The organism is Streptomonospora halophila (genome assembly GCF_039542725.1).
Classification (GTDB): Bacteria; Actinomycetota; Actinomycetes; order Streptosporangiales; family Streptosporangiaceae; genus Streptomonospora; species Streptomonospora halophila.
This window is the reverse complement of sequence record NZ_BAABIK010000002.1, coordinates 160,800-180,735: the sequence shown is the minus strand read 5'-3', so window position 1 is coordinate 180,735 and position 19,936 is coordinate 160,800. Positions and strand designations below refer to the sequence as shown.

The 19,936-nt window shown below is 72.3% G+C and carries 17 protein-coding genes and 1 pseudogene; 10 read left to right on the top strand and 8 right to left on the bottom strand.

The window, feature by feature from the left end:
* Window positions 1-140 precede the first annotated feature (140 nt).
* Complete coding sequence (locus tag ABEA15_RS03015; RefSeq protein ID WP_345555377.1) at window positions 141-1,682, bottom strand: LCP family protein; 1,542 nt, start codon at window positions 1,680-1,682, stop codon at window positions 141-143.
* 354 nt (window positions 1,683-2,036) lie between these two features.
* On the opposite strand from ABEA15_RS03015, the gene ABEA15_RS03010 reads away from it, so the two are divergent.
* The 3 genes from ABEA15_RS03010 (at window position 2,037) to ABEA15_RS03000 (ending at window position 4,826) form a co-directional block, all read left to right on the top strand.
* The gene (locus tag ABEA15_RS03010; RefSeq protein WP_344145078.1) at window positions 2,037-2,936 is read left to right on the top strand and encodes an Lrp/AsnC family transcriptional regulator; all 900 of its coding nucleotides are present in this window, start codon (window positions 2,037-2,039) and stop codon (window positions 2,934-2,936) included.
* A gap of 138 nt (window positions 2,937-3,074) precedes the next feature.
* Complete coding sequence (gene folP / locus ABEA15_RS03005; RefSeq protein ID WP_344145076.1) at window positions 3,075-3,950, top strand: dihydropteroate synthase; 876 nt, start codon at window positions 3,075-3,077, stop codon at window positions 3,948-3,950.
* 225 nt (window positions 3,951-4,175) lie between these two features.
* The gene (locus tag ABEA15_RS03000; protein ID WP_344145074.1) at window positions 4,176-4,826 is read left to right on the top strand and encodes an RraA family protein; all 651 of its coding nucleotides are present in this window, start codon (window positions 4,176-4,178) and stop codon (window positions 4,824-4,826) included.
* A gap of 157 nt (window positions 4,827-4,983) precedes the next feature.
* Here ABEA15_RS03000 and ABEA15_RS02995 read toward each other — a convergent pair whose 3' ends face one another.
* From ABEA15_RS02995 to ABEA15_RS02980, 4 genes and pseudogenes are all read right to left on the bottom strand, one after another.
* Entirely contained in the window at window positions 4,984-6,549 is a 1,566-nt protein-coding gene (locus ABEA15_RS02995; protein WP_345555376.1) for an alkaline phosphatase D family protein, read from the bottom strand.
* A 449-nt stretch (window positions 6,550-6,998) separates the two neighbouring features.
* Window positions 6,999-7,228: pseudogene (locus tag ABEA15_RS02990) on the bottom strand (ABC transporter permease); the annotation flags it as partial.
* Between the two features lie 209 nt (window positions 7,229-7,437).
* Window positions 7,438-7,617, bottom strand: coding sequence for a DUF397 domain-containing protein (locus ABEA15_RS02985; RefSeq protein ID WP_345555375.1), 180 nt, complete (start codon window positions 7,615-7,617; stop codon window positions 7,438-7,440).
* Window positions 7,598-8,413, bottom strand: coding sequence for a helix-turn-helix domain-containing protein (locus ABEA15_RS02980; RefSeq protein ID WP_345555374.1), 816 nt, complete (start codon window positions 8,411-8,413; stop codon window positions 7,598-7,600). Before ABEA15_RS02980 ends, ABEA15_RS02985 begins: the two co-directional genes overlap by 20 nt.
* A gap of 144 nt (window positions 8,414-8,557) precedes the next feature.
* On the opposite strand from ABEA15_RS02980, the gene ABEA15_RS02975 reads away from it, so the two are divergent.
* The gene (locus ABEA15_RS02975; RefSeq protein WP_344145066.1) at window positions 8,558-8,824 is read left to right on the top strand and encodes a hypothetical protein; all 267 of its coding nucleotides are present in this window, start codon (window positions 8,558-8,560) and stop codon (window positions 8,822-8,824) included.
* 423 nt (window positions 8,825-9,247) lie between these two features.
* On the top strand, window positions 9,248-9,919 hold the full coding sequence (locus tag ABEA15_RS02970; protein WP_345555373.1) for a TetR/AcrR family transcriptional regulator: 672 nt from the start codon (window positions 9,248-9,250) through the stop codon (window positions 9,917-9,919).
* On the opposite strand, the gene ABEA15_RS02965 is transcribed toward ABEA15_RS02970, so the two are convergent.
* Window positions 9,883-10,581, bottom strand: coding sequence for a FadR/GntR family transcriptional regulator (locus tag ABEA15_RS02965; RefSeq protein WP_345555372.1), 699 nt, complete (start codon window positions 10,579-10,581; stop codon window positions 9,883-9,885). The genes ABEA15_RS02970 and ABEA15_RS02965 overlap by 37 nt on opposite strands.
* Before the next feature lie 168 nt (window positions 10,582-10,749).
* Here ABEA15_RS02965 and ABEA15_RS02960 point away from each other — a divergent pair, with 168 nt between their 5' ends.
* Together ABEA15_RS02960 and ABEA15_RS02955 are read left to right on the top strand one after the other, a co-directional pair.
* Window positions 10,750-12,000 (top strand): CynX/NimT family MFS transporter, encoded by a 1,251-nt coding sequence (locus tag ABEA15_RS02960; protein WP_386699675.1) that lies wholly within the window; start codon window positions 10,750-10,752, stop codon window positions 11,998-12,000.
* 179 nt (window positions 12,001-12,179) lie between these two features.
* On the top strand, window positions 12,180-12,605 hold the full coding sequence (locus ABEA15_RS02955) for a DUF3592 domain-containing protein (RefSeq protein ID WP_345555371.1): 426 nt from the start codon (window positions 12,180-12,182) through the stop codon (window positions 12,603-12,605).
* 187 nt (window positions 12,606-12,792) lie between these two features.
* On the opposite strand, the gene ABEA15_RS02950 is transcribed toward ABEA15_RS02955, so the two are convergent.
* Together ABEA15_RS02950 and aceA are read right to left on the bottom strand one after the other, a co-directional pair.
* The gene (locus ABEA15_RS02950; RefSeq protein WP_386699674.1) at window positions 12,793-13,653 is read right to left on the bottom strand and encodes a CPBP family intramembrane glutamic endopeptidase; all 861 of its coding nucleotides are present in this window, start codon (window positions 13,651-13,653) and stop codon (window positions 12,793-12,795) included.
* Between the two features lie 211 nt (window positions 13,654-13,864).
* Entirely contained in the window at window positions 13,865-15,163 is a 1,299-nt protein-coding gene (gene aceA, locus ABEA15_RS02945) for an isocitrate lyase (RefSeq protein ID WP_345555370.1), read from the bottom strand.
* A gap of 213 nt (window positions 15,164-15,376) precedes the next feature.
* On the opposite strand from aceA, the gene ABEA15_RS02940 reads away from it, so the two are divergent.
* The 3 genes from ABEA15_RS02940 to ABEA15_RS02930 all read left to right on the top strand — a co-directional run bounded on the left by ABEA15_RS02940 (window position 15,377) and on the right by ABEA15_RS02930 (window position 19,412).
* A complete protein-coding gene (locus ABEA15_RS02940; protein WP_344145180.1) occupies window positions 15,377-16,813 on the top strand; it encodes a helix-turn-helix domain-containing protein in 1,437 nt (478 codons plus the stop codon).
* Between the two features lie 208 nt (window positions 16,814-17,021).
* On the top strand, window positions 17,022-17,921 hold the full coding sequence (locus ABEA15_RS02935; protein WP_345555369.1) for a helix-turn-helix domain-containing protein: 900 nt from the start codon (window positions 17,022-17,024) through the stop codon (window positions 17,919-17,921).
* A 252-nt stretch (window positions 17,922-18,173) separates the two neighbouring features.
* Window positions 18,174-19,412: an acyl-CoA dehydrogenase family protein gene (locus tag ABEA15_RS02930; RefSeq protein WP_344145054.1), complete on the top strand. Its 1,239-nt coding sequence runs from the start codon at window positions 18,174-18,176 to the stop codon at window positions 19,410-19,412.
* The last annotated feature ends 524 nt before the right edge of the window (window positions 19,413-19,936 follow it).

Genomic DNA, 19,936 nt, shown 5'->3' with positions numbered 1-19,936 from the left:
GACGCGCCCGGTCCCCGCCCTCGCGCTGCGGCCCGTCGAACCGTGGACGGCGGTGCCGGGGGCCGGGAGGCGCCCGCGGCCCGCGCGGCGCAGCGGCCGCCGGCCGCAGCGGGCCGGCCGCCCCGGGGTGCCCGCGCGGGTCACGGGCAGAGCGCCTCCAGCGCGGTGGCGTCCTCGCCGACCTGGCGGCCGGGCGGCGGGGAGGGCTCGTCCAGGCCGGTGTACTCCTGCCACTCGGTCTGCTCGTCCTGGCCGGTCTGCTCGTCGGAGGCGCCGCCAGTGGGCGTGGGCGAGGACGAGGGGACCTCGTCGTCGCCGTTCTCCTCGGCCTCCTGCCGCGCCGACTGGGCGTCCTCCTGCTCGCGGATGGCGTCGGCGATCAGTGAGCGGATGTTCTTCCAGTCGGGGTGGGCGGTGTTGACCTGGGGCGGGGAAAGCTGCAGCGTCGACATCCGCCCCTTGTCGGTGACCAGGTCGGCCAGGTCGATGAAGGCCGGCACCTTGGACTGGGGTATGTCGGTGCGCAGCGTCTTCTTGGTGGCGCCCGCCAGCTCCTGGAAGCTGGTCAGCACCGTGGTCGGCTCGGTCTGCTCGGCGACGTACATCAGCAGGCAGCCCTGGCGGCCCATGCGCGCGTAGTCGTCGCTGTTGGTGCGGCTCCGGCCGTACCACAGCGCCTCGTAGCCGTCGAGGTGCTGGTCGCCCGCCTCCAGGACGTCGCCCTCCTGGCCGTAGGGGATGGGCTCGTCGATGTGCACGTCGATGCCGCCGATCGCGTCGATCAGCGACGCGAAGCCCCGCATGTCCACCAGCGCGTAGTAGTCCAAATCCAGGTCGACGAGGTTGCCGATGACGCGCTTGAGGGTGTCGGCGGCCGGGTCCTGGGCCGACGGGTCGATCGCCAGCTTCTTCGGGTTCTCGGCGACCGTCTGGTAGACCTCGTTGAGCAGGTCGTCGAAGCCGTAGGGCGGCGGGTACCGCTCGGCCAGCGCCGTCCCCTCGGGGAACTGCGTGTTCTCCAGGTTGCGCGGCAGCCCGATCAGGACCACGTCGCCGCGGTGCACGTCGATGCTGGCGACCATCATGGAGTCGGTGCGCAGCCCGTAGCGGTTGCTGCCGGCGTCGCCGCCCAGCAGCAGCACGTTGACCCGGTCGCGCCCGGTCCACGGGTCGGCCTCGTCGTGCGGCTCGCCCTCGGGCTCGGGGCCGAACACGGAGTTGATCGTGTCGTAGGCGGTGTAGGTGGTGCGCAGCACGGCCGCCGCCGGGACGGCCACCGCCAGGCACAGCGCAAGGACCACGAGGCCGCCCGTCGCGCGGGCGAGCCTGCGCGAGCCCGGCGGCCGCAGGATGACCCACGAGTGCACGATCACGGTCATCCACAGCACCGCGATCGCGAAGGCGACCGCGGCCGCGGTGAACAGCCAGCGCCCCTGGACCGCGAGCTGCGCGCCGCGCAGGGCGTCGCCGTTGATCGCGAAGGCCCCCGCGGCGGCCGCGGCGATCAGCACCAGGTAGCAGCCCAGGATGGTCCAGCCCGGGACGCGGCGCCCCATGCGCAGGTGGGCCAGGCCGGGCAGGGGCAGCGATCCGGCAGTCCACAGCAGCGCCCGCCAGGTGTTCGCGGGCCGGGAGGCGGCCTCGGACGTCCCCCGGTCCGGCGGATCTCCCTTGTATGCCATGGACTCCCCTTCTTACTGCCCCGTCCCCGAGGCGCCGTCGACGACAGGAGTCGTCGGGCGGTGGGACGTCGTTCCTCTCCTACCGCGCACGGCGCCGAACATGCCGCAGAACAGTGTCTCGCTTTGCCGGAGTTGTTCGCACACGAGGGGCCGACCACGGCATGTTTGTTACGTGCCCGGGATGTCGGTATACCCGGCTCGTTGTCCGGATCTCCGGGGATGGACGGTCAAAGTCGTCCTTGTTTCTTTCGTGATCAGTAGTTAACCGTCGCAACAACTGCCATGATCTGGCCGCAGGAGGGGGCGGCGCCCGGGGGGAAGGGGCGCCGTCATGTGAGGGAAAGGCATGCAATCGTGCTCGATGCGGTCGACGCGGCGCTGATCAGAGCGCTGCAGGGGGACGGAAGAGCGACATACCAGGCACTCGCCGACGGAGTGGGGCTGTCCCGGACAGCGGTGCGGGCGCGCGTCAAGCAGCTGGTCGGCGCGGGCGCCATCCGGATCGTGGGAGTGCTGCACGCCGGTGTATTGGGGATGGAGGTGTTCGCACACGTATCCTTCCGCGTCTCGGGCCCCGTGGGCCCCTTGCTGGAGGAGCTGGCCGAGCGCGAGGCCGTGGTCTTCGCCGCGCAGACCGCCGGGCGCTTCCCGGTGGTGGCCCACGTCCGGGTTCGCGACGACGAGGCGCTGGCCAAGGAGCTGGGGGCGCTCCGCTCGCTGAGCGGGGTCACCGGGGCCGAGGCCTTCCGCGGCGGGCAGATCGCCAAGGACGCCTACAGCAGCGTGCGCGAGCTGCGCGACGTGGCGATCGACCCGTTGGACTGGCGGCTGGTCCGCCACCTCCAGCGCGACGGGCGCGCGTCCTACGCGGAGCTGGCCCGCAGGGTCGGCCTCTCGCAGGCGGCCGCGCGCTCGCGCGTGGTGCGGCTGATCGAGGCCGGCGTCATCCATGTCACCGCCATCGCCGAACCGGCCGCGGTGGGCGCCAGCGAGCAGGTGGGCTTCGGCCTGCGCTGCCGCGGCGATTCGGGCGCGGTGGCGGCACGGCTCGGTAGCCTGTCAGGGGTCTCCTTCCTCGCGACGGGTTTCGGGCGCTACGACGTCATCGGCTCGGCCAGCGCCGCCGACCGCCCCGCGCTGGTGGAGGCCCTGGAGGCCGTACGCGCCTGCTCGGACGTCACCTACGTCGAGACCTGGGAGCATCTCGCGGTGACCAAGGAGCGCTACGGCGGCGACGCCGCACCGGCCGCCTGAGCGCTCCGGCCCCGGGCGCGGATTTCGGTCGTCCCCGCCGCGAGCGGCTTCGCGGCGGGGACGCGCCCGCGCCGCAGGGGCGGCGGTGCGGCCGGCGGGCGCACCGGTACACGGGCACACGGGCAGCAGCGGGGGGCGATGAGCGACGAGGCGGCGCCGGGAGGGGTGCTGCGTCTGCGCGGACGCGAGTTCGGCCCCGGCAGCCACGCGGTGATGGCGGTAATCAACCGCACCCCCGACTCCTTCTACGACCGCGGCGCCACCTACGACTGGGGCGCCGCGCTCGCCGCGGCCGACGCCGCCGTGGCGAGCGGCGCCGACATCGTCGACGTCGGCGGCGTCAAGGCCGGCCGCGGCGCCCACGTCGGCGCCGCCGAGGAGATCGAGCGCACCGCCCCGTTCGTGGCCGAGTTGCGCGCACGCCACCCCGAGGTGGTGATCTCGGTGGACACCTGGCGCGCCGAGGTGGGCCGCGCCTGCGCCGAGGCGGGCGCCGACCTGGTCAACGACACCTGGGCCGGCGCCGATCCCGACCTGGCGCGAGTGGCGGCCGAGGCCGGGGCCGGGCTGGTGTGCAGCCACACCGGCGGCCTGGCGCCGCGCACCGACCCGCACCGCGTGCACTACGCCGACGTGGTCGCCGACGTCCTGGAGACCGTCACGGGCCTGGCGCGCCGCGCCGTCGCGCTGGGCGTGCGCCCCGACCGGGTGCTGATCGACCCCACCCACGACTTCGGCAAGAACACCTACCACTCGCTGGAGCTGACCCGGCGCATGGGCGAGCTGGCCGCCACCGGGTGGCCCGTCCTGGTCGCGGTCTCCAACAAGGACTTCATCGGCGAGACCCTGGACGCGCCCGTGGAGCAGCGGGGGCCGGGCACGCTGGCGGCGCTGGCGGTCTCGGCATGGCAGGACGCGCGGGTCTTCCGCGTGCACGACGCGGGGGCGGCACGCGCCGCTCTCGACGCCGTGGCAGGCCTGAGCGCGCCCGCCGGTGGAGGTCGGAGGGTGTAACCGCCGGTAGCGCATTTTTGTATTTTCCGCTTCACACGTCTTGCGTGCCGGTTAAGTTACCCATGAGTATAAGAGCAGTCGGGTCGCAGGGGAGAGCCCCGGCTCTCCCAGGCAGCGCCGCCCGCGGCCGGGGACGGGCCCCGCCGGGTGCGATGAGGCGCAGCGGCCCGCGAGGCGCGCTTGCAATGGGAGGCTGACGTGGCGCTTGCGGACACCATGACTGCGATGGGCACTGCCGCGCTGACACGGTGCGGTGCCCGACCGCTGGGGGCCCACCTCTTCGCGGTCTGGCCCGGGGCGTCCTTCGCCGCCACGGCGCTCCCGGTGCGCTGCGCGCCCGGCGACAACCTCGCCCTGCACGTGGCCGTCGCCCAGGCCGCACCGGAGACCGCCCTGGTGGTGGACGTCTCCGGCGAGCCCGAATACGGCTACGTCGACGAGATCCTGGCGGTGGCGGCCCGCATGCGCCGCATCAGCGGCATCGTCGTCGACGGCTGCGTCAGCGACGTCGCCGCCATCGCCCGCTCCGGAGTCCCCGTGGTCAGCGCGGGCGTATCGGTGCGCGCGCCCGGCCACGAGGCCGGCGGCGAGGTCGGGCGGGAGGTCCGGCTCGACGACGGCCGCGCGCCCGTGCCCGTTCGCCGCGGCGACTGGATCGTGGCCGACGACGACGGCACCGTGTGCCTGCCGCGCGGGCGGGCCACGGCCATCGTCGCCGACACGGTCGAGGCGGTCGCCGCCGAGCAGCGGATGGTCGACGCGCTGTCCGCCGGCGCGAGCACGCTGGACCTGCTCAACCTGGACCCCTCGCGCGTGGCCGGCTGGGAGGGCGCGCCCGCGGCCCCGGCCGCCCGCTCAGCCGAGCGGGCGGGCTGACCACCGCGCCCGCCGGAGCGGACCCCCGCCCCGCGAGCCGGGCGCCGCCCCCTCGCCTCACCCGGGCTCGCCACGCGCCGCCGGGGCCTCCGCCGGACGCGCGGCGGGCGCTGGGGGCCTTCGGCGGCGCGCAGTCGGCGCGGCGCACCGCGGGGGATCACGGCTTCGCCGTCACACCCGGGGCGCCGTCCTCGACCACGAAGCTCGCCCGGGTCGACACGGGTGCGCCCGGGCGGGTCACGTAGGGCACCACCCGGAAGTCGGTCTGCCACTGCTCGGGCGTGAGGGTGCAGCGCACGTAGCCCCGCTGCTCGTTGACGAAGGCGAAGTGGGGGTTGGCCTCCAGGAAGCGCTGCCCGTCGGCGCCGAGGTCCTCGCCGTCGCCGTTGGTCGAGACCGACGTGCCCACGAACTCGGTGGCCACGGTCGGCGCGTTCTCGTCGCGGTAGTCGGCCTTCAGGTCGGCCGCATAGTTCTGGTGCCGGTCGCCGGTGACCACCACCAGGTTGCGCACGCCCCGCTGGGTCGCGGCGTCGAGCACCCGCTCGCGGTCGGCGGCGTAGCCGTCCCAGGGGTCCATCCAGACGCTGGTGCCCGAGCCCGGGGTGTTGTCGGTCTGGGTCATGGGCGACTGGTTGCCCAGCACCTGCCAGCGCGCGGGCGAGTCGCCGAAGCCGTTGAGCAGCCAGTCGCGCTGGCGCTCGCCGAGGATGCTGCGGGAGGGGTCGAAACGCGCGTCGCAGTCCTCCTCCAGCCGTCCGCTGCAGGCCTGATTGTCGCGGTACTGGCGGGTGTCGAGCATGGTGAAGTCGGCCAGGCGGCCGTAGCCGATGCGGCGGTGCAGGCCCATGTCGGGGCCCGCGGGCATCGAGGTGCGCCGCAGCGGCATGTTCTCGTAGTAGGCCTGGAAGGCCTCGGCGCGCCGGCTCAGGAACTTTGCGGGCGGGTCGTCGTCCTGGGAGAGCTCGTCGGCCCAGTTGTTGTCGACCTCGTGGTCGTCCGGGGTGACCAGCCAGGGGAAGCGGCCGTGGGCGTTCTGCAGGTGCTCGTCGGACTTGTAGAGGGCGTAGCGCACCCGGTAGTGCTCCAGCCGGGTGGTCTCGACGAGCAGGTGGTCGGGGACGCCGCCGCGCAGGTCGCCCTCGATGGGGTACTCGTAGATGTAGTCGCCCAGGTGCAGCACCAGGTCCAGATCCTCCTCGGCCAGGTGCTTGTAGGCGGTGTAGTGGCCGTGGTCCCACTTCTGGCACGAGACGAACGCGAAGGACAGGGAGCCGGCCATCGAGGACGCCGGGGGAGCGGTGCGGGTCGTACCGACCGGGCTGATGTCGCCCATCGCGCGGAAGCGGTAGTAGTACTCCCGGCCCGGTGACAGGCCGGAGACCTCGGGATGCACCGAGTGGCCGAGCTCGGGTCCGGCGACGGCGCTGCCGCGGTGGACGATCCGGCGGAAGCGGGAGTCCAGCGCCACCTGGTACTCGACGGTGATCTCGCGCGGCGGCATGCCGCCCTTGCCGTCGGCGGCCAGCGGGTCGGGCGCCAGGCGGGTCCACAGCACGACGCCGTCCTCGGCGGGCTCGCCGGAGGCGACGCCGAGGGTGAACGGGTAGTCGCCCTTCGGTTCGGCCGACTGGGCCGAGGCGGTGGCGGAGAACACTCCGGTGCCCAGCGCGACGGCGGCGGCCGAGGCCGAGCCGATGCCCAGGAAGCGCCGGCGCGCCATGCGCGACCGGGCAGAATGCGATGCGGAGGTGGCGATAAGGTGTCTCGTGGTGACGGACAAGGCTGACCTCCAGCAGGGTCGTGCTGCGGTTGGGCGGTATGTCCGCAGGTGATGCTCCGGTCCCGGTATGGCCGCAGGACGAGGTTATGGTCACGCTGTGGTGAAGTCTCCGTGACACACCGTCGCCGTCACGCTCCGGAGTAGATTCGCCGAAACACCTCCTCGATGCCGGGTTCGCGCAGCGTGATGCCGGCGACCCGGTATCGGCGTGACCGCGGCGATCACGTTCGCGGGGTTCCCGTGCAGCTCAAGCCACTGGCGCGGTCCCTCGACAGCCGCCGTTCGCACGCCGTCCACCTCGATCGGCGGCGCCGGCTGCGGCGCAGCAGCGGCCTTCGGCCACGGTGAAGGTCTTGCCAGCCCCTCGGCCTCGCCCGCGGTAGTCACGGCGGGCCCATGATCGCGGTGGGGCCGATGAGCGCCTGGGCGTCATAGACCTGGGTGACTTCGTCGGCGGCGGTGTAGCCGTTGATGCGCGGCTGGGCGGCGAAGACGGCCAGCCGCACCATGGCGTTGATCGCGCCGAAGACGCTGTTGGTGAAGACCCCGGCGGCCGTGGCCGCGCGGTACTCCGAGAAGCGGCCAGCCCGTGGCCGAACACCGCGACATACACCCGCACCGTGCCGTGCCCTCCTCGCAGGATCGAGCTCATGGCACGGCCCTGCGGAGCAGATCCGGGACGCCGGAACCGCGGAGGTTGGCAGAAGCGGGCGGAGACCGCCGAACAGAAGGGAAAGGCCTCGGCAGGAGAACGCCCCCGGCAGAGAGGTGCCGGGGGCGCTGGCGGGTGCCGGCCGGCGCGAGGGCGGACGGCGCGAGGGGGGACGGTCAGAGGGAGTGGAGTTCGCCGACGAAGGCGGCCCATTCATGAGGGGGGAAGGTCAGGTGCCCGTGGTCGCGGTGCTGGGTGTCTCTGACCTGGGCGGAGTGTTCTCCATTGGATACGCGTGCCTCGACACACTCGTTCCGGACGCCGCTGTAGGTGGACTTACGCCATTGCCTGTCCATGTCGCTCTCTCGCTTCCCTGATCACCTCTCGACTGTCCATCGGAGAGTACGCCCATCCTTGTAGCTCACCGAACAGGATTTCGTGCCGTCGGATCTCGGCCTGATCGTCGATGATCACTGCACCGCTGGAGTGCTCCACCCAGAGGACCGATCGATGCGACGTGAATCCGAGGATCCTGTAGGGGCCCCCGGCGCCCGGCTGGACGGGAATCGATTCGCCGATCACCTGGATCCGTACGCGATCCTGGTCGATCAGGTCGAGCAGACGACCGCATTGCTCGGACATCACCTCGGCTCCGCCGGTCGGTCGCGTGATCACTATTTCGGGCAACACGGCCCAAAGGCGGGGCAGCCGCGCCGAGATCATCTGAGCGGCTCGCTTCGTCTTGCGCAGGACGTGCTCCCGCTGGGTCTCCGGGCTATCCAACGGTGCGAGGATTCGGAATATCTCTGTCGTGTACGCCTCGGTCTGAAGTGCTCCCGGTATGAGCGTCGGATGGGACATGCGGATCTCCGCAGCGCGCTTCTCCGACTCCTCGACCTTTCTCCACCATTCGGGGTTTCCGCTGTTCTTCAGTACGGCCGACCATGAGCGCAGCACGGAACCATTCGCCCGGTACAGCTCGTCGAGGAGCTCAGCGGACGGTTTGGACACGCTGCGTTCGCCAGACTCCTGCTTGCGGACAAGCGACGGCGTAACTCCTGTCGCATGAGCTGCGTCCTGAACGGATAGCCCGAGCTCCTTCCGCCGAACCCGCAGGTCCTCACCAAACGGCCTCCATGCATCACGGTTCATGGGACAAGAGTGACACGCCGCCAGGACATCCGAAGGACAAGTGGACCCAATCAATTCCCGGACCTGTCCGTTTCCTATGATCTGCTTCAAGGCGCGGGGATCGTTGTTGCGTCAACAACAGCCCAGTGCACACGTGGAGTCCCCATGGCACCCGACGACTACTCCGACTTCCCTCGAGAAATACAAATCCGACTCATCGACCTCAACCGGGTCAATTCCATGTACCGGGTCTGGGCGTCGCGGAACGACGACGGCGGTTTCGGCGCCTATTACGCCAGCCTCCGCCCGTACCTCAACCGCACCGGCAGCCGGTTCGCCCCCACGCTCGGCTCGGAGTCCCACATCTGCATGGAGCGCCTGCTCGACTTCCCGCCCGACCGCGTCCCGCCGCCGCGCATGCCCTCGGAGTGAGTCATGGAACAGCACACACCGGCACGAACCGACCGGCGGACACCCGCGTGGGACTGCCGCCTGTGTACCCGCGCCAACGAACCCGGGCGCGAGGCCTGCGGCTACTGCGGCAACCCAGAGGCGGCCAACCACACGCTGCCGCCACTGCCCCCGCAACCCCTGCCGTCCCCGCCGCACGGCAGGCGCCGCCCGCTCCGGCGCGCGCCGCGGGTGCGCCCGTACATCCCCGCCCTCGCCCCTCCCGGCGACGGATGAGCCCGGTGAGCAGCAGAGCGAAAGCTCCGCTCGCCTCGTACGGATGCGCGTGAACCGAAGGGGCGCGGCCGGATCCGGCTACACGCATCCGCACGACGCGCGCTACCGGCAGACTGGTGCGGCGGTCTCAGCAGAACCTCGGGTAGATCCACGGAGCCGGTAATCACGATGAGCGACGATTCGGAGGCGGGCGGCGACCGTGCCGCGGGCGCGGTCGGTGCCGGCGGCGCCGTTTCGGCGCGCGGGCGGGCCACCCGGGCGCGGCTGCTGGCCGGTGCGCGCGCGGAGATCCTGGAGGGCGGCGGCACGCTCGAAGTGGCCGCGGTCGCCCGCCGCACCGGTGTCTCGGCCGGGCTGCTCTACCGCTACTACGCGGGCAAGGACGGTCTCGTGGCCGCGGTCGTCGACGACTTCTACGACGGCTACGACTCCGAGGTCTTCAACACCCGGCTCGACGACTCGCTGAGCTGGCCCGAACGCGAGCACGCGCGCCTGGGCCGGGAGATCGACTTCCTGTGCGACGCCCCGCTGGGCCGGATGATCATCGGGCGGCGGCTGCGCGAACCCGCCGCGGCGCAGACCGACGCCGAGCGCCTGGCGCGCCAGGTCGACATCGCCGCGCGCAGCATCGCCAAGGCGCAGCGCGAGGGGGAGCTGGGCGGCTCGTTCTCACCCCGCCTGGCCGCGGCCGCCACCCTGGGCGCGTTCCGCGAGCTGATGGCCGAGGCGCTCAGCGGCGACGGCGATCCGCCGCGCGCCGAGCTGCTGGAGGCGATGTGGCGGGTGGGCTCCAGCCTTCTCCTTCACTCGCCCGCGAGGGACAGCAGCTCGTCCAGGTAGCAGGCCGCCTCGCGCAGCGCACGGTCGGGATCGCCCTCGCGCACGGCGTCGGCCAGCCCCTTGTGGTCGATGCCGGTGCCGGCGCTTCCCTCTTCGGAGTCGGAGCCGGGCAGGCCGTAGGCGGTGTGGGCGATGCTGTCGTAGACCGCCTGGGCGATGTCGTCGTACAGGTCGACCAGCAGCGGGTTGTGCGTGGCGTTGACGATCGTGCGGTGGAACGTGAAGTCGGCCTCGACGAAGGCGGCCATGTCGCCCTCGTTCCAGGCGGAGTCGCGCAGCGCCACGGCGTGCTCGATGTCGGCCAGGTCCTGGTCGGTGTGGCGCATTGCGGCCAGGCGGGCGGCCTCCATCTCCAGTGCCCGCCGCACCTCCAGGTTCTCGCGCAGCCGGGAGCGCTCCAACCTGCGGCGCAGCGCCCCGCCCAGCTCGCTGGAGGCCCGCACGAACGTGCCCGCGCCCTGGCGGATCTCCAGCAGGCCGGCGTGCGCCAGCGCGCGGACCGCCTCTCTGACTGTGTTGCGTCCCACCTCCAGCTGGTCGGAGAGCTCGGACTCGGTGGGGATGCGGTCGCCGATGCCCCACTCGCCCGAGTCGATCTGGGCGCGCAGTTGGCTGATGACCTGGTCGACGAGGCCGGTGCGGCGCGTCGAAGCGAGAGGCACGCGATTACCTCCTACGGGTGGCGGCCACAGGCGGCATGGCCGGTCGGATGTGCGGGCGCTTTAGGCGGGAGCTTAGATCAGATCCGGCCGCTAGGCGGCACTCGCGCCGAATGCGTTACGGTCATGATGTAGATCCTGTGATCCCATCTCTATGTCCTGGAGGCAAGCGTGTCCGGCGCCTCAGCTGAGACCGCCGCGCAGTCGGCGGGCGAAGGCGGCTCCTCCGTGCCCGCCGGCCGACGCCCCCGCCACGTCGTGTGGCTGCTCGTCGCCGGTGTGGCGCTGGCCGCGCTGAACCTGCGTACCGGCATCACCAGTGTCGGCCCGCTGCTGACCGAGGTGAGCAGCGGCCTGGGCATGTCCGCGGCCGTGGCGGGCGTACTGACGACGCTACCGGTGCTGTGCTTCGCGCTGTTCGGCTCGCTGACGCCCATGCTCATCCGCAGGCTCGGCGAGCACCGCCTGCTGGCCGCCGCGCTGCTGGCGCTCACCCTCGGCCTGTCCACCCGCACGCTGGTCGACGCCCCGTTGCCGTTCCTGGCGCTGAGCGCGGTGGCGCTCTCGGGCGGCGCCGTGGGCAACGTGCTCCTGCCGACGCTGGTCAAGCAGCACTTCCCCGAGCGCGTGGGCGCGATGACCACCGTCTACACCACGTTCCTTGCACTGGGCACCACTGTCGCGGCCGCGGCGACCGTGCCGGTGCTGCAGGCGAGCGGCAGCTGGCGGCTGGCGCTGGGCGTCTACGGCGCCTTCGGTCTGGTGGCGCTGGTCCCGTGGCTGGCGCTGCTGCGCCACGAGCCCCCGCGCAGCTCCGGCTCGACCCCGGTGGCGCTGGGCCGGGTGCTGCGCACGGCCATGGGCCGGCAGAGCGTGCTGTACTTCGGCACGCAGTCGGCGGTCGCCTACATCATGTTCGGCTGGTACGCCGAGATGCTGCGCGACGAGGGCATGAGCGCGGCCGAGGCGGGGCTGATGCTGTCCTACCTCACGGCGCTGGCGATCCCCCTGTCCCTCGTGCTGCCGGGGCTGATGGCGCGCGTGCGCGACCACCGCGCGTTCGTCGCGGTCTTCTTCGCCTGCTATGCCGCCGGGCTGACGGGGCTGTGGGTGTCCCCGCTGGAGGGGACCTGGGTGTGGACCACGCTGATCGGGATCGGCATGGCCGCGTTCACGCTGGCGCTGACGTTCTTCGCGGTGCGCACACGGACCTCCGGTGCCACTGCCGCGATGTCTGCTTCCAGCCAGAGCATCGGCTACCTGATGGCCGGCGCGGGGCCGTTCCTGTTCGGCATGCTGCACGAGCTGACGGGCGGCTGGCACGCCCCGCTGCTGCTGGTCGCGGTCATGGTCACCGCGAACCTGGCGGTCGGCCTCCTGCTGGGCCGCCCGCGCTACCTGGAGGACTCGCTGCCCGAGTAGGCCGCGGAGGCGTTCGCGCGGCCGGGCGCAGTGCGTCCCCGTAGGTGAATGGAAGCGCTCCCATTGTCTCGCGCGGCCCTTGCTGGCACGCTGTGCGCAGTTGCCGTACCGACGCGGACGGCCAGATCGCCGGGCGCTCGGCGAACGGGCGGGAGGCGAAGAGGGGTGGCTTGGCACGCATGGGATGGCTCGTTCTCTTGACAGCGGCTTTCGCGTCACTGGCGGTGTTCGAGGTGCGAAACCTCCGGGCGCTCCTGCGGCTGCGCCGGAACGGGACCCGCGTGCCCGGGACGGTCGTCTCCGCGGAGCGGAGCAACAGGGTCGTCCGGACGTCGGAGCGTCCCGGCGTGGACAAGACGATCGACATCGCCTTCCGATTCGAGACCGTCGACGGCCGCGCGGTCGAGGTGAGGCCCAAGATCAAGAGCGCGGTCCGCACGGTACACACCGGCCAGCACGTCACCGTGGCCTACGATCCGGCGAACCCCGAGTACGCCGACATCCTCGACTCGAAGGGCGCGGTCTGGCTGCATGCGGGCGCCATCGCGTTTTCGGTCGTCGTCTGCGCGTCGTGTGTGTGGACGGTCGTGCGCCCCGGCCCCTAGCGCGCGCCGGTCTCCCGCCGATGGGATGCGGAGGCGAAGGGGCGGATCGCCCCGTTTCGCCGGGCTCGGTGTTCGCTCGGCGGAGCAGGATCGGGAGAGTCCCGTGAGAACCGGCGCCGAGAGGGCCGGGAAGCGCCGCTGGAGCGGGTGCCGTCGCCAACCCCGCCGTCGCGCCGCCTCGCGCGGCTCAGCCGGTCGGCAGCCAGTCCACGTGGCCGATCAGGTAGACCGAGCCGACGAAGGCCACGATGTCGATGAGCGAGTGGGCGGCCACCAGCGGCATCACGCGGCCGTAGCGGCGGTAGAACCAGCAGAACACCAGCCCCATCACCAGGTTGCCGAAGAACATGCCCACGCCCTGGTAGATGTGGTATGAGGCGCGCAGCAGGGAACTGGCCACCGCCGCGCGCATCGGGGACCAGCCCAGCCGGTCCAGGCGCAGCATCAGGTAGCCCACCACGATGACCTCCTCCAGCACGCCGTTCTTGACGGCCTGCAGGAGCAGCACCGGTACCGCCCACCAGTGCTCGTTGAGGGAGCTGGGCGCGACGGTCACCGACAGGCCGAGCTGGTAGGAGACCAGGTACACCACCAGCCCGCCGCCGCCGATCACGGCGGCCAGGGCGGCGCCGCCGAGCAGGTCGCGCCCCGGGCGGGTGGCGTCGAAGCCGATGGTGCGCGCCGACTCGCGGCTGCGGTGCAGCAGGTAGACCACCAGTGCCACCGGGGCCAGCGAGAAGACCAGGGAGGCGAGCTGGCGGGAGAGGTCCAGCCAGGGCCGCTCGGCCGAGGCCTGCGAGCCGACCAGGCTGGCCGTCTGCTGGGCGAGCTCCTCCGGTGCCGTCAGCGAGCCGACGAAGGAGATCAGCGCTGCCACCGCCGAGGCGGCCAGCGAAAGGGCCAGCACCAGCAGGACCTCGCCGGCCAGCATCCGCCGCGTCAGTGGGGCCGCCGCCAGCAGGGCCGGGGCCTCCGGCGGCGGTGGCGGCGGCTCGGAGCCGTCGTCGGTGAACCGCCGGTCGCGCTCGTCGGAGGTGGGCTCGGGCATGGTCCGATGATCGCACGCCCCGCGCGCCCGCCCGCATGCAGGCGGGGGCGCGTGCGGGGGCACCCCCGCATCCGGCTCCGGCGGCGCGCAGGAAGAAGCCGCCGGCCCCGCGGGTGACACGGATGCCGCGGGGCCGGCGGAGGGGACGGCGGACCCGCCGCGCCCCAGCCACGAAAGCGGGGCGGGCCGCCGTCGGCGGACGAGGACCAGATCAGTGAGCCGCTGAGAACTGGTCCTCTTCGGTGGAGCCGGTGAGAGCGGTGGTCGAGCCGTCAGGCGTGATCGCCGTGCTGACCAGGTCGAAGTAGCCGGTGCCGACCTCGCGCTGGTGGCGGGTGGCGGTGTAGCCGCGCTCCTCGGCGGCGAACTCCCGCTCCTGGAGCTTGACGTAGGCGCTCATGCCGCCCTCGGCGTAGCCCTTGGCCAGGTCGAACATCGAGTGGTTCAGCGAGTGGAACCCGGCCAGGGTGATGAACTGGAACTTGTAGCCCATGTGGGCCAGCTCGCGCTGGAACTTGGCGATGGTGGAGTCGTCCAGGTGGCGGCGCCAGTTGAACGACGGCGAGCAGTTGTAGGCCAGCATCTGGTCGGGGTACTGCGCCCTGATGCGCTCGGCGAACTGGCGCGCCACCTCAAGGTCGGGCGTGGAGGTCTCCATCCACAGCAGGTCGGAGTAGGGCGCGTAGGCCAGGCCGCGGGCGACGCAGGCCTCCAGCCCGTTGCGGACCCGGTAGAAGCCCTCGGCGGTGCGCTCGCCGGTGATGAACGGCGCGTCCTGCTCGTCGACGTCGCTGGTGATCAGCGTCGCGGCCTGGGCGTCGGTGCGCGCGATGACCAGCGACGGCACCCCGGCGACGTCGGCGGCCAGCCGGGCGGCGTTGAGCGTGCGGACGTGCTGGCCGGTGGGGATGAGCACCTTGCCGCCCAGGTGGCCGCACTTCTTCTCGGAGGCGAGCTGGTCCTCCCAGTGCACGCCCGCGGCGCCGGCGGCGATCATGCCCTTCATCAGCTCGAAGGCGTTGAGGACACCGCCGAAGCCGGCCTCGGCGTCGGCGACGATCGGCGCCATCCAGTAGGGCGCGTCCTCGTCGCCCTCGGACCAGGTGATCTCGTCGGCCCGCTTCAGCGCGTTGTTGATGCGCCGGACGACCTGCGGCACCGAGTTGGCCGGGTACAGGCTCTGGTCGGGGTAGGTGTGGCCCGCCAGGTTGGCGTCGGCGGCGACCTGCCATCCGGAGAGGTAGATCGCCTTCAGCCCCGCGCGGACCTGCTGGACGGCCTGGTTGCCGGTCAGGGCGCCCAGCGTGTTGACGTAGTCCTCGGTGTGCAGCAGCTTCCACAGCCGCTCGGCGCCGAGGCGGGCCAGCGTGTGCTCCTCGGTGACCGAGCCGCGAAGCCGGACCACGTCCTCGGCCGAGTAGGTGCGCTCGATGCCGGACCAGCGCGGGTCGGTCTCCCACTCCTGCCGGAGCGCCGCTGCCGCTTCCTGCTGACGACCGCTGATGCTCATGGCCTGTCACCGCCTTACGTGTATCCCCTGGAAGTCGTGTCGGCCGGGGTGGCCGGGCACGGGCTCTGCGCCCTGCCGCGGCTATGTTCCCCGCCGGTAACTACGATTCTTGGCAAAGATCCAGGGTTTTTCGAGGCCTTCTGGGGTGAAGATCTGTACATCTTTCCCTACCATGAACCCATGGCGTACTTCGGGACTGAAGAAATACCGTCTTTGCCGGGCGACCTGGATCTGGTCACCTTTGGGCAGAGACTGCGGCATCTGCGCCGCACGCGCGGCCTGACCCTCTCCGACCTGGGCGAGCGGGTGGGTCGGGCGCCCTCGCAGCTGTCGCTGCTGGAGAACGGCAAGCGCGAACCCAAGCTCTCGCTGCTGACCTCGCTGTCACAGGCGCTGGGGGTCTCGGTGGAGGAGCTGCTCTCGCGCCAGCCCCCGAGCCGGCGCGCGCAACTGGAGATCGCGGTCGAGGAAGCCCAGCGCGACCCCGTCTACCAGTCGCTGAGCCTGCCGCACCTGAAGGTCGGCAAGCGCGTGCCCAACGACGTGCTCGAACACATCGTCGGGCTCTACGACGAGCTCAAGCGGCGCAGCATCAAGCCCACCGCCACCCCCGAGGAGGCGCGGAGGGCCAACGCCGACCTGCGGCGCCAGATGCGCGAGCGCGGCAACTACTTCGAGGCGATCGAGAAGGCCGCCCAGGAGACTTTGGACGCGGTGGGCTACAGCAGCGGCGCGCTCTCCCAGGGCCAGATCCTGTCGATGGTGACCCACCACGGCTTCACCCTGCGCTACGTGCAGGACCTGCCCCGCTCCGTGCGCTCGGTCACCGACACCCGCAACCGGCGGCTCTACCTCAAGCGGGAGTCGCTGGGCATGCACAGCCCGCGCACGATCCTGCTGCAGACGCTGGGCCACTTCGTGCTCGGCCACGGGCAGCCGCGCGACTTCGCCGACTTCCTGCGCCAGCGGGTGGAGGCGAACTACTTCGCCGCGGCCGTGCTCATCCCCGAGGCCACCGCGGTGCCCTACCTGCAGGGGGCCAAGAAGGCGCGCGACCTGTCGGTGGAGGACCTGCGCGACGTGTACTCGGTCTCCTACGAGATGGCCGCGCACCGGTTCACCAACCTGGCCAACCGCCACCTGGACCTGGTCTGCCACTTCATCCGCAACGACGAGACCGGGATCATCTACAAGGCCTACGAGAACGACGGGCTGATCTTCCCCACCGACGACACCGGCGCCATCGAGGGCCAGCGGATGTGCCGCTACTGGTCGGGCCGCCAGGTCTTCGCCTCGCCGGACCGGTACTCGATCTACTACCAGTACACCGACAAACCCAACGGCACCCACTGGTGCGTGGCCCACGTCGACCCCAGCCGCGAGCGCAACTTCGCGATCACCCTGGGCGTGCCCTACAAGGAGTCGCGCTGGTTCCGCGGGCGCGAGACCACCAACCGCACCAAGTCCAACTGCCCCACCGGCGAGTGCTGCGTGCGGCCGCCCGGCGACCTCGCGGCGCGCTGGGAGGGCCACGTCTGGCCTTCGGCGCGCGCCCACTCCCACGTGCTCTCGGCGCTGCCCTCGGGCACCTTCCCCGGTGTCGACGAGACCGACGTCTACACCTTCCTGGAGCGCCACGCCGAGGAGTAGGCCCGGCCGCGCCGATGTACGCCGCCGGCCCCGGACCGCGCCGCGGTCCGGGGCCGCACTTGCCCGAATGTCACCGGGGCGGGCGATGCTGGTGGTCAGACCGCGGGTGCGCGGGAGGGTGCGGCTCGCGGGAGAGCGGGGCCGCGGGCGGGGGCCGCCGCGACAGCCCCCGGCACGGTCCGAGGCGGTCCCGGGGAGGGGAGCGGCGATGGCCCACAGCGCCGGCGCGGGTGTGCAACCCGCGCTGGAGTTCACCGCGGCTCGGCCGCACCCCGCCCTGGCGCCGCTGCTCCAGGCCTACTGGGGCTACCGCTACGACGCCGGGCGCCCGGTGTGGCGGCGCGAGCCGCCGATGGGCGTGGTCACGGTGGTGCTCAACCTGGGTGCTTCGTTCGACGTCGGCTGGGTCTCGCGCGGGCCCGGCGCCTGCCACCGGGCGCGCGAGGCCACGGGGTTCGTGGCCGGGGTGCACGACACCGCCGCGTTCACCGCCGACGCGGGCGCCCAGAGCGGCATCGAGCTCAACCTGTCCCCGCTGGGCGCCTACGCGCTGCTGGGCGCGCCCGCCCGCGTCTACGCCCGCGAGGTCGTCGACCTGGCCGACGCGCTGGGCCCGGGCGCCGGCGGTCTGGTCGAGCGCATCGCCGAGGCGCCCGCGTGGAGCGAGCGCTTCGCCCTCCTCGACGCCGCGCTGCTGGGGCGCCTGGACACGGCCGCGCTGCCGCACCCCGACATCGCCCGGGCGTGGTCGGTGCTGGCGGCCAGCCGCGGCCGGGCCGGCGTGGGGCAGCTGTGCCGCGACACCGGCCGCAGCCGCCGCCTGCTCGCCGCCGGGTTCGGCGAGCAGGTCGGGCTGCCGCCCAAGACCATGGCACGCATTCTGCGCTTCCGGGCCGCGCTCGCGCGCCTGCGCGTTCCCGGGCCCGTCTCCTTCGCCGAGGTCGCGGCCGACTGCGGCTACTACGACCAGGCCCACTTCAGCCGCGAGTGCGCGGACCTGGCCGGCTGCACGCCGTCGCGGCTGCGCGCCGAGTGGGCGGACGACCCCGCGCAGGGCGCCGCGGCCGCGGGTGCCGCTGTCGAGGGCGCGGGTGCCACCGCCGGATGAGGGCCGCGCCGGCGTCGCTGGCCGGCGGGACGGCGCGAGGGTCGGCGAAGGCGGGTCGGCGGACGATCGGCGGGACGGCGCGGCGGCGCCGGGGGGTGCTTTCGGGCTGCGACCGCCCATGTTACCGTTGGTAACACTCGCCTGGTCGACCCGGCGCCGGGTCCGGCCGGGCGGCGGCCTCCCCACCCCCGCCGCCCCCGCCCGGCCGCCGGGGTCCAGCAGCAGTATCCCGACGAATTAGGACGAGTGCAGATGAGCGAGACCGCCGACAGCCCCGCCACCGGGTTCAGCCTCGAACTCGACGAGGACGTCCGCGACGTCCGCGACTGGGCGCACGGCTTCGCCCGCGACGTCATCCGCCCGGCGGGGGCCGAGTGGGACGAGCGCGAGGAGACCCCCTGGCCGGTCCTGCAGGAGGCGGCCAAGATCGGGCTGTACTCGCTGGACTTCTTCGCCAACCAGTGGCTGGAGCCCAGCGGCGTCGGCATCCCCGTCGCCTTCGAGGAGCTGTACTGGGGCGACCCCGGCATCGCGCTGTCGATCACCGGCACCGCGCTGGCCGCCGTCGCCGTGGCCGGCAACGGCAGCCAGGAGCAGCTCTTCGAGTGGGTGCCGCAGATGTTCGGCACCGCCGACGACATCAAGCTCGGCGCGTTCTGCTCCTCCGAGCCCGACGCCGGCAGCGACGTCAGCGCCATCCGCACCCGCGCGACCTACGAGGAGGCCACCGACGAGTGGGTGCTCCACGGCACCAAGACCTGGGCCACCAACGGGGGCATCGCCGACGTGCACGTCGTGGTCGCCTCCGTCGATCCCGAGCTGGGCTCGCGCGGCCAGGCCAGCTTCGTCGTCCCGCCCGGCACCCCCGGCCTGCACCAGGGCCAGAAGTTCTCCAAGCACGGCATCCGCGCCTCCCACACCGCCGAGGTCGTCCTCGACGGCGTCCGCGTGCCCGGCCGCTGCCTGCTGGGCGGCAAGGAGCGCCTGGACGAGCGCCTGGCCCGCGCCCGCGAGGGCCGCCGCTCCAAGGGGCAGGCCGCGATGAAGACGTTCGAGGCCTCGCGCCCCAGCGTCGGCGCCATGGCCGTGGGCTGCGCCCGCGCCGCCTACGAGTACGCCCGCGACTACGCCGTGCAGCGCGAGCAGTTCGGCAAGCCCCTCGCCGAGAACCAGTCCGTGGCCTTCACCCTCGCCGACATGGCCACCCGCATCGACGCCGCCCGCCTGCTGGTCTGGCGCGCCGCCTGGATGGCCCGCAACGACAAGGACTTCGCCCAGGCCGAGGGCTCCATGAGCAAGCTCTTCGCCAGCGAGACCGCCACCTGGGTCACCCAGAACGCCATCCGCATCCTCGGCGGCAACGGCTACACCCGCGAATACCCGGTCGAGCGCTGGCACCGCGACGCCACCATCTTCACCATCTTCGAGGGCGCCAGCGAGATCCAGCGCCTGATCATCGGCCGAGCCGTCACCGGCCTCCCGGTGCGGTGACGTTTAACCGGGTCACGGTTCCGAAAGCGAATGGTTGTTCGGTTCGTACGCCTGGTGAAAACATCGGACTGCTGCCCCGCGGCCGGCGCTGCGGGGCCGCAATCGTGCGCATCAAAGGCGATCGGGAGGCGTAAGCGGGCCGCGGTCCAGGACGGCGCGGTCCCACGCGCCGCGATCCTGATCTCGCTGGGGCGCCGGACTTTGGAGGACTGTCTCTGGGGAGTCCAGCCACAGTTCCTGGCCGATCGGCGAGACGGTCAGACCGAAGCGGGAGTGGTCCGGGCGGCCGGCCTGTGTCCACCAGGCGTAGGCGGCCGCCCCGATGATCGGTCGGCGCAGGGCGGGTACCGGCACCCGATCACCCCGGCGCAGATGGCGCGCTTCGACACAGGGTTGCCGTTCGCGTCGGACTCCCCGCGCCACGGGCCGGTGAGTCCCCTGCCGTTGCGGGCGAACCCGTCGAGTCCTCGCCTGACGAGCCCGTCGACGACTGTCACGAAGAAGCCGAACGGGGCGTAGTCTCG

Coding starts and splice junctions, on each gene's coding strand:
- ABEA15_RS03015 (WP_345555377.1), bottom strand. CDS start 1,682: ATGGCATACAAGGGAGATCCGCCGGACCGGGGGACGTCCGAGGCCGCC.
- folP (WP_344145076.1), top strand. CDS start 3,075: ATGAGCGACGAGGCGGCGCCGGGAGGGGTGCTGCGTCTGCGCGGACGC.
- ABEA15_RS03000 (WP_344145074.1), top strand. CDS start 4,176: ATGGGCACTGCCGCGCTGACACGGTGCGGTGCCCGACCGCTGGGGGCC.
- ABEA15_RS02995 (WP_345555376.1), bottom strand. CDS start 6,549: ATGGCGCGCCGGCGCTTCCTGGGCATCGGCTCGGCCTCGGCCGCCGCC.
- ABEA15_RS02985 (WP_345555375.1), bottom strand. CDS start 7,617: ATGGACAGGCAATGGCGTAAGTCCACCTACAGCGGCGTCCGGAACGAG.
- ABEA15_RS02980 (WP_345555374.1), bottom strand. CDS start 8,413: ATGAACCGTGATGCATGGAGGCCGTTTGGTGAGGACCTGCGGGTTCGG.
- ABEA15_RS02975 (WP_344145066.1), top strand. CDS start 8,558: ATGGCACCCGACGACTACTCCGACTTCCCTCGAGAAATACAAATCCGA.
- ABEA15_RS02970 (WP_345555373.1), top strand. CDS start 9,248: ATGAGCGACGATTCGGAGGCGGGCGGCGACCGTGCCGCGGGCGCGGTC.
- ABEA15_RS02955 (WP_345555371.1), top strand. CDS start 12,180: ATGGGATGGCTCGTTCTCTTGACAGCGGCTTTCGCGTCACTGGCGGTG.
- ABEA15_RS02950 (WP_386699674.1), bottom strand. CDS start 13,653: ATGCCCGAGCCCACCTCCGACGAGCGCGACCGGCGGTTCACCGACGAC.
- aceA (WP_345555370.1), bottom strand. CDS start 15,163: ATGAGCATCAGCGGTCGTCAGCAGGAAGCGGCAGCGGCGCTCCGGCAG.
- ABEA15_RS02935 (WP_345555369.1), top strand. CDS start 17,022: ATGGCCCACAGCGCCGGCGCGGGTGTGCAACCCGCGCTGGAGTTCACC.
- ABEA15_RS02930 (WP_344145054.1), top strand. CDS start 18,174: ATGAGCGAGACCGCCGACAGCCCCGCCACCGGGTTCAGCCTCGAACTC.